We start from the raw sequence: 6,995 nt of genomic DNA on the forward strand, positions 1-6,995 counted from the left end.
CGGTTGCGGGGACCTACGACGTCACGTTGACGGTCACCGACGACAAGGGCGCGACCGGCACGACCAGCCACCAGGTCAGCGTGAGCCCGGGGGCGGTCACACCGTTCGCGGCGGACGAGTTCGGTCGCGAGGTCAGCGGCGGCTGGGGGGTGGCCGACATCGGTGGGGCCTGGACGCGCTCCGGCAGCGCGGCCAACTTCTCGGTGACGGGCGGCGTCGGTCGGATCCGCATGTCGAGTGCGGGCGCCGGCCCGGGCATGACGCTCTCGTCGGTCTCGCAGACCGACACCGACGTCCGGGTCCAGCTCGGGGCCGACAAGGCTGCCACGGGCGGTGGGATCTACCTGACCGTCCAGCCGCGGGTCCTGGCCACCGGCGACAAGTACTTCGCCGATGTCCGCCTGGTCGCCGGCGACGGCGTGGCGGTCACGCTCGGCAGGACCGTCGGCGGCACGGACCGCTACCTGCTGACCCGGACGATCGCGGGGCTCGGCGTCGTGCCCGGCACCCTGCTGCAGGCGCGGGTCCAGGCCGTGGGCACCTCGCCGACGACGCTGCGCGCAAAGGTCTGGGCGGTCGGCACACCGGAGCCGTCCAGCTGGTCGGCGAGCGTCACCGACACGACAACGGCACTGCAGGCCCCGGGCGGCATCGGTCTGCACACCTACCTGTCCGGGTCGGCGACCAACGCCCCGGTGTTCGGGATCTTCGACAACCTGAGTGTGGGTGAAGCGTGACCTTCGCGGAGTACCTCCTGGTCCTGCAGCGACGCTGGCGCGTCTGGGGCGCCGGCCTCGCTGCAGGGCTGCTGGCTGCCCTCGTCGTGATCGTGGTCTCACCGACCAGGTACACCGCGACGGCGCTCTCGTTCGTGACGGTCGCCGAGCGCGTCGACAGCTCAGGACAGTCGGAGATCTTCCAGGGCTCGCAGTTCGCGGTCCAACGGGTGAAGTCCTACGCACCTCTCGTCAAGAGCCCGGAGGTGCTCGAACCGGTGATCAGCCGCTTCGGCCTGGACAGCACGGTCCGCCAGCTGGGAGGTCAGGTCTCCGTGAGCAGCGCTCCCGAGACCGTGCTGCTGGAGGTGTCGGTCTCCGACGCCGACCCCGCCTTGGCGGCGCGGCTCGCCGACGCGATCTCCGTGCGCCTCGGCGAGGTCATCGAGGAGCTGGAGACCCCTCGCGACTCCGCGGTCTCGAACGTGAAGGTGTCGCTGGCCCGCCCGGCGGCGGAGCCGACGGCGCCCTCGTCGCCGCGGGTGCTCGTCGACCTCGTGCTCGGCGCGGCCGCGGGTCTCGCCCTCGGCCTGGCCGCGGCGGTGCTGCGCCACGGCCTCGACCGGCGCATCAAGTCCTCCCACGACGTCCGCGAGCTGACCGGGATGTCCCCCCTGGGCTCCACGCTGCACGACCGCTCCGCACGCCGGCACCCGCTGGTCGCCCTGGACTGGCGCTCTGCGTCGGCGGAGCGCTACCGGACCGTGCGGACGGCACTGAAGTTCGCCGCCGTCGACCACGGCGTCCGCAACTTCGTGGTCACCTCGGGGGTGGCGGAGGAGGGCAAGACCACGGTCAGCTGCAACCTGGCGATCGCCTGGGCCCAGTCCGGCGTGTCGGTGTGCCTGGTCGAGGCCGACCTCCGACGGCCGTCGGTGTCGAGCTTCCTCGGGATCGACGGCGGCGTCGGTCTCTCGGACGTGCTCGTCGGCGAGCGGGTTCTCGACGAGGTCGTCGTGCCGTGGAACCAGGGCATGCTGTCGGTGCTGCCGGCCGGCTCGTTGCCGCCCGATCCTGCGGCGCTGCTCGGGTCGGCGGCCATGGCGTCGCTCGTGGCCGAGCTGCGCGCCCGGTTCGAGGTGGTCATCTACGACTCCCCGCCGATGCTCTCCGTCGCGGACGCGGTCGTCCTCGGTCGCCTGGTCGACGGTGTGGTCCTCGTGATCCGCTCGGGCGCCACACGGCGCGACCACGTGACGGCGTGCCTGGAGACACTGCGCCGGTCGCGCCTGGCACTGCTGGGCACCGTGGTCGCCGGTGAGCGTCGCCGCCGGAGCTCGGAGGTGCGCAGCTACACCGCGCGGCTCGACGGCGACCGCGTCGAGCTCACGCCCCGTCCGGCCCGGCCCGAGACCGCGGCCGAGACCGCGCCCGTGGCAGCCGGCCCGGACCGGGGTGCGGTCACCGACCTCCGGGCCGCGCTCGGTGGTCGGAGGCCGGGCGGTGGGCGCCACCAGGGATCCAGCCTGCGGCTGCGGCCGCGGGCGGGCTGGGGGCGCGACCACTACTTCGTCGAGGTCGCGGTCGACGCAGCCGGTCTCGTCTCGCTCGTGCTCGGGCTCCAGGTCGACGGGGTCGACGGCCGGCTCTGGGAGGGCGTGCTCGACGGCGTGGTCGCGGCCGGCGAGGAGGTGCAGGTCCGCGTTCGGGCCGACGGCACCTCCTCGACCCACCTGCGCGCCAAGGTCTGGCGCACCGGTGAGGTGGAGCCGGAGAGCTGGACGGCCGAGGTCACCGACGGCACGCCCGCCCTCGAGCGACGGCCGGTGTCCGCCGAGGAGACCGCCGGGAGCGACCCCGACCTCGGCGTCGTGGCCGGCCCGGCGCCGGCCACGACGCCACCGTCGCTCTCCGTCTCCGGTCTGCGATGACCTCAGCCCGGCCAGGCACCCAGGTGGCGGACCCCCGAGCGACGATCCAGCAGGCCCGCGAGAGCGGCCGGCAGCGGCAGCGCGACGCTCGCGGTCGCGCTCCGGACCTCGCGGGTGGTCCGCAACCGGGCGGTCACCGCAGGTCGCCCCACCACCTCGAGCCGGCGGGCCTCCTGGCCCGTGGCCCGGTTGAAGGCGTCGAGCGAGGTGAAGACGTCGGGGTTGCCGCCGCCCCGGGACCAGACCACCAGCCAGGTGGGGGCAGACCGGCTCGCACGGGCGTAGACGTTGCCGGAGGCGGACACCCCGAGCTCGTCGGCCGTGAAGCGTCCGGAGTAGTCCTCCACGCACAGTAGGCAGTTCGCTGCGGACTGCCCGCGGTCGAGCACGTTGTTGTGGACGTCCACCGGCCCGTTGATCCAGGTCATCCCCGGCGCCGGCACGGGGAACCGGGGGTCGTGCCCGGGAGTGCCCGGGTCGTTGGCGTCACGGTCGTCCTGGACGATGTTCACCGGCCGGTCGTTGCCCACGATCGTGTTGTTCCAGATCGCGACGTCGCTGGTGTTGTTGACCTTGATCCCGAAGCCTCCGTTGCCGGCGATGACGTTGTCGGCCACGGTGGCGTCAGCGGAGATCTCCAGCGAGAGACCGTGGCGGGCGTTGTCGCGGATCGTGCTGTCGAGCACGGTGATGTCCTTGGCCGACTCGTCGAACCACAGCCCGCTGGCCGCGTTGCGTCGGATGTCGGCACCCGAGACGAGGATCCCGCGAGTCCGGTCGATCTTCACGCCGCCCGCGACCGGTGCGGAGTTGAACCGCTCGCTGTTGTTGCGGCGGCTGACGAGGTCGACGACCCGGATGCCGTCGGCGTACGTGGCGCCCAGGCCCAGCATGCCGTTGTCGAGGACCCGCACGTGGTCCAGCTCGGCGCCGGTCGCGGCGACGAACAGCCCGGTGGTGGCGTTGCCGTTGACCGCCATGCGCCGCAGGGTGACGTCCGGTGCCTCGACGGTGACCGCCCCCATGTGCGGGACCGACGGTGCGAACCGGCGTACGCCGATGCCCTGGACGGTGGTGCCGGCCGCCCGGATCGACATGGCCTTGGCCAGGGTGCTGGCCAGCACGGTGCGACCGCTCGGGTTGCTGCCCAGGTAGAGGTCGTCGGCGGCCTCGTCGACGTAGAACGTCCCGGGCCGGAGCTGGGCGCGCGACGCGACCTGCTCCTGCGCCTTGCCGTCCACCCAGACCTGGTCCGGGTGGGCCGCCATGGGGTGGTCGGGGTTGACGAAGGACCAGGAGGGCTCGGTGCCGTCGGGTGCGCCCCAGGTGTAGGTGGGGCTGTGGTCGAAGGTCACGGTCCAGCCGTGGTGCACCCAGCCCCCGTCGGACGCCTGCCACGACGAGACCGTCTGGGAGCCGTCCAGCCAGACCCGCTCACCGGGGGCGGCGGTGAGCGTCACGCGCTTGCCGGCGGGGATCGTGACCGACTCGTGGTAGGTGCCCCCACGGACGACGACGGTGTCGCCGGCCGAGGCCTGGTCGACCGCCGACTGGATGGAGCGCAACGGCGCCCCGGTCGTCCCACGGGCGGAGTCGTTGCCTCGGGGCGAGACGACGATCGCGGGGTCGGGGGCGGGGTCGGGGGCGGTGGCGGCGGCGCGTGCCTGGGCCGGCGACCCGACGGCGCCCACCACGGCGAGCGGTGCGGCGGCGAGCGAGAGGACCAGGAGGAGGACGCGGAGTAGGCGACGGGTCGACGCGGGAGTCGACCCAGGGCGCGAGCAGGGCATGGGCATACCTCGGACGTGCGTGACGCGGCCGTGCATGTCCCCCTGGACGGGCGGAGGCTGTCATCTCGCGTCCAGCGTTGTCAAAGCGACGCGCTGACGCCCGCTCCGCGCGATGCTCGTCCGTGCCCCGGTGCAGCCGCGTCGATCGTTCAGCAGGCTCCGAGCAGCAGACTCCGGGCGGTAGACGTCTAGGGACGGCTCCGTGAGGCGAGCCGGAAGGACCGTGCGGACCCGTCGATCACCTCGAGCCGGCCGGCTCGGTTGACCGTGTGCAGGCAGTGGCCCGGCCACGCCGGGCCGGGTCCCACGCGCGCCACGACCCGCTGGGCGAAGGCGTCGGGGCTGAGCTCGACGACCTCGGCCACCGTGAGGCCGCCGCCGTAGCGCCGGGAGCCGTCCTGCGCCGGTCGCAGGAGTCTTCCGTCGTGCACCTCGGGCCGCCCCGCCGGCCGCGCGCTCGCGATGTCGACCAGGACCGGGTTGCGCCGGTGCGGCTGCCAGGGCCCGCGCAGGGTCGGTGCGTGCCAGAGGTGCAGGGCGTCCGAGCAGGACCCGCCTCGGCGCACGGTGGCGGAGAGCCACCACCGGCCCTGGTGGCGGAACGGCGTGGCGTCGTTCGCGTCGACGTCGTCGAGCAGCACGCGGTCGAGCACCCACTCGTCGGGGAACCTCGTGGCCCGGTAGAGCTCGACCCGTCGGGCACCTGAGGTCTCCGGGACCATCCACAGGTCGCCCGCGTCCTCGACCACCACCGGGTAGGACAGGTGGACGGTCGACTCCAGGACCGGCCGGGGGACCGACGACGGCCCGTCGACGCCGATCTCGGTCACCGAGATCACGCCCCGACCGATCCGGTGGTCGACGTCCTCGACGAAGAGATAGGTGCGGCCCCCGACGACGATCGGGAACGGGTCGGCGTAGAAGTGGCGGCCGTCGTCGGGCAGGCGCTGCCATCCGTCGTCGGGCAGCGCACCGCGCTCGAGGAGCCCGGGCCCGTCGAGCCAGCGCCAGCCCACGCGCCAGTGCGGGCTGCGGTAGGCCTGGTGATAGGCGGCGCGGACAGGGGTCAGCGCGACGTCACGGACCCACACCTGCGTCGGGGTCGGAGGGACCCGGTGGTGGCCGTCCTGTCCGGTCCCGTCCGTCGCCTCGGGGAGCCGCAGTCGATGGCCGGTCACCGCGGCGCGGACGAGCTGCACGCATCCGGCGAGGACGTCGTCGAGCGCGGCGGCCGCGACCCCCGGTTGCTCGCTGCCCGGCCGGCCCTCGGCGCGGACCTCACCCGCCCCGTCGATCACCCGGACGACGGGGAACCGCGTCGCGAGCACGGCCCTCGCGGCGCTATCCTCCCCGGGCTCGGCGTCGAAGGTGACCTGCCAGCAGCCCGGCCGCGGGGCGCCGCCGGTGAGGTCGATCCTCACCTCCGGTGCGGGGGTGTCGCGCACGTGCCGGCCGCCCGGGAGGTCGGGGACCTGGTCGGGCGACACCAGCGTGGCACCCCGGCCCACGAGGTGGTGGAGGCGCCGCTCGCGGCCCAGCAGGGCTTCGAGGTCGGGTTCCCAGGTGCGTCCGGACGGTTGCGGGGTCATCCGTACGCCGACCCCGGCCGACGTCAGCTCCTCCACCAGGGCCAGGTGCCACCGACGCACGTGATGGCGGAGCACGAGCAGCTCGACGTCCACGGCTACCTCGCTGCCGCCGGTGTGGAGGCGGTCGCCGACAGCACACACCCGAGCCGATGCGCGGCGTCCGCCGTGAGCCGGAAGACCACGCGGTGCGGCGCGAGGTCACACTGGTGCGCGTCGGGGACGTCGTGGTCGTGCACCGCGAGGGGGCGCAGGGTGGCGGGCAGGGCGAGGAGCCGTCGCGTCCGCGGCATCTCGGTGAGGCCTCGGCTGGCGTGCATCGCCGCGACCCGGTCGCGCAGGCGGCGCTCGGCGCCGACCCCTCGATCCGACCCGGTGCCGTGGGCGCTGAGGCCGGCGTCGGCCACCTCCGCGAGGGCGGCCGCCTCCCGCAGAGTGAACACGCGAGGGGCGACGTCCGGAGCCATCCGGAGGATCGTCGAGCGCACCTGCCGGTCGGCGGCGAGGACCAGGTCCGCCGCTGCGAGCTCGCCGACCGTCAGCTGGCGGGAGCGGTGGTGGTGCAGCCCCGCCACCGGGAGGCCCTGGCCCGCGGCGGTGCGGCGCATCTCGCGACATGCCGGGGCCCCCACCATCGCTCCGACGCCGGCCCCGGAGATCGCGAGGCGGTGCGTGGGACCGCCCAGCTCCTCGGTCAGCAGGGCCGCCGCCAGCGGGGACCGACACACGTTGGCCGTGCAGACGACCAGGATCTGGAAGGTCATGACGGCTCCCGGACCGACCGGCGAGCCGGCGGTGCCATCGCGAAGGCCAGGAACGGCACGTACGCCGGCGACGCGTCGAACAGCCCGCTCTCGAGTGCACTGCGGACGACGAGGAGCGCCAGGACGGCGACGGCCAACGACCGCACCGGTGGGTCGAGTGCCAGTGCGCGGAGCAGGGTGAGGGCGACCATCAACGCCAGGACCGCCG

At 74.1% G+C, this 6,995-nt stretch carries 5 protein-coding genes and 1 pseudogene; 2 read left to right on the plus strand and 4 right to left on the minus strand.

Going from position 1 to position 6,995, the window contains the following annotated elements:
• Positions 1–737, plus strand: a pseudogene (locus Q0L15_RS12390) (hypothetical protein); the annotation flags it as partial.
• Positions 734–2,647: a polysaccharide biosynthesis tyrosine autokinase gene (locus tag Q0L15_RS12395; protein ID WP_296604751.1), complete on the plus strand. Its 1,914-nt coding sequence runs from the start codon at positions 734–736 to the stop codon at positions 2,645–2,647. The pseudogene Q0L15_RS12390 and the gene Q0L15_RS12395, both read left to right, overlap by 4 nt.
• 2 nt (positions 2,648–2,649) lie before the next feature.
• Here Q0L15_RS12395 and Q0L15_RS12400 read toward each other — a convergent pair whose 3' ends face one another.
• The 4 genes from Q0L15_RS12400 to Q0L15_RS12415 all read right to left on the minus strand — a co-directional run.
• Positions 2,650–4,437, minus strand: coding sequence for a right-handed parallel beta-helix repeat-containing protein (locus Q0L15_RS12400; protein WP_296604752.1), 1,788 nt, complete (start codon positions 4,435–4,437; stop codon positions 2,650–2,652).
• A 188-nt stretch (positions 4,438–4,625) separates the two neighbouring features.
• Complete coding sequence (locus Q0L15_RS12405) at positions 4,626–6,119, minus strand: hypothetical protein (RefSeq protein WP_296604753.1); 1,494 nt, start codon at positions 6,117–6,119, stop codon at positions 4,626–4,628.
• Between the two features lie 2 nt (positions 6,120–6,121).
• A complete protein-coding gene (locus Q0L15_RS12410) occupies positions 6,122–6,787 on the minus strand; it encodes a hypothetical protein (RefSeq protein WP_296604754.1) in 666 nt (221 codons plus the stop codon).
• Positions 6,784–6,995, minus strand: a 212-nt coding sequence (locus tag Q0L15_RS12415) for a hypothetical protein (RefSeq protein WP_296604755.1), incomplete at its 5' end; no start/stop codon positions are given. The genes Q0L15_RS12410 and Q0L15_RS12415, both read right to left, overlap by 4 nt.

Source organism: Nocardioides sp. (genome assembly GCF_024509035.1).
Taxonomy (GTDB): Bacteria; Actinomycetota; Actinomycetes; order Propionibacteriales; family Nocardioidaceae; genus Nocardioides.

What these genes read in the sequence shown, in the direction of transcription:
- Q0L15_RS12410 (WP_296604754.1), bottom strand. Translation starts at nt 6,787, where the DNA reads ATGACCTTCCAGATCCTGGTCGTCTGCACGGCCAACGTGTGTCGGTCC.
- Q0L15_RS12400 (WP_296604752.1), bottom strand. Translation starts at nt 4,437, where the DNA reads ATGCCCTGCTCGCGCCCTGGGTCGACTCCCGCGTCGACCCGTCGCCTA.